The organism is Caballeronia sp. LZ003, assembly GCF_031451465.1.
GTDB lineage: Bacteria > Pseudomonadota > Gammaproteobacteria > Burkholderiales > Burkholderiaceae > Caballeronia.
The window spans coordinates 1-1,327 of record NZ_JARUXJ010000050.1 but is presented as its reverse complement, the minus strand read 5'-3'; the positions used below and the strand labels follow the sequence as shown (position 1 = coordinate 1,327).

The 1,327-nt window shown below is 56.8% G+C and carries 1 protein-coding gene and 1 pseudogene; both read left to right on the top strand.

Annotated features, from left to right (window positions below; translation table 11 throughout):
* Positions 1 to 1,180, top strand: a pseudogene (locus QCE79_RS32815) (hypothetical protein); the annotation flags it as partial.
* On the top strand, positions 1,137 to 1,327 hold a 191-nt coding region (locus tag QCE79_RS39435), incomplete at its 3' end, for a hypothetical protein (protein WP_404989460.1). The pseudogene QCE79_RS32815 and the gene QCE79_RS39435, both read left to right, overlap by 44 nt.

Genomic DNA, 1,327 nt, shown 5'->3' with positions numbered 1-1,327 from the left:
CGGTTTAGCAGAAGCAGATCAAGTTAAGCTTCGCTCGGTTTATTTGGACGGCGTGCCGGTCGAAAACAATGATGGAAGCCGTAATTTCCAGGTTGAGCAATTTGACACCCGTGAGGGAGAGATTCAGCAAGACGCCATTGAATGGGTGACGGCGGCCTCAAGTGAGGTGCAAGTCGGTCACGAGCTGCAGCGTCGTCTGGTTGACGGCGGGAGCGGCGGGAAGAAAACGCATTTCACACCTTGTTCGATCGAAGTCTCCGAGCCGGACGTGAGTGAGGTGGATGTTACTGTCCAGGTGAGCAATCTGTGGTGGGATTCGAACAAGGGGCACACCAACGCGACGGTCAAGCTACAGTTCGAACCATCCTATAGAACACTGTCGAAGGACGAGCTTCCGCCGAAGACCGAGCCCTGGGAAATCACCGGGTTGAAGGACGAGCCTCCGCCGAAGACCGAGTCTTGGGAAATCACCGGCGTCTGTCAGGTTTATTGCAAGACCTTCACGTTTCCCGTGCATTTGGCTGCGGGGGCGCGATTCGTCTTGAAAATCTCCCGGACAGACGTCATTGACCAGGGTGAGAATGCAGGTAAAAAGCATGGCACAGCGCACGTGCTTAGCTACACCAAGCGCCGCACCGGAAAGTTCAGATACCCCGGCAGCGCGCTGGTGGCGATGCAAATCAGCTCGGAGAAATTTGACCGGGTACCTGTTCGCTCGTACGACGTGAAGGGCTTACTGGTCGAGGTGCCGGATAACTACGATCCGCTCGAGCGTACGTACGAGGGCACGTGGACCGGGAAGTTTAAGCGAGCGTGGACCAACAATCCGGCATGGATTTTTAGGGATGTTCTGCTCAATCGGCGGTACGGCGCCGGGGCCTGGGTGAACGAGTCGTACGTAGACCGGTACGCGTTGTATGCCATCGCAAAATATTGCGATGAGCGCGTGCCCAATAGCGATGGCGACCCGGAACCGCGCTTCACGTGCAACTGCTATGTCACATCACGCACGCACGCCTTCGCTTTGCTGCAACAGCTTGCGAGCATATTTAGAGGGATTGCTTATTGGTGCGCGGGCAGTGTGCTGACGTCGGCGGACATGCCGTGCGACCCGACATACATCTACAACCCGAGCAATGTCGTGGGGCGCGGTGGCCAGCGCCAAGCAGTATTTGATTGAATGGCATGAGCCGGGTCACGAGATGAAGAAAGAGCGGCTTGCAAACACGAAGTGCGAGTGGGTCGTGCACGACTTAAAGCCCGGCAACTACAAAGTGCGCGTTCAGGCCGAGGTGTGGGACGGTCTCTTATCGGAGGTGGCTGAGGT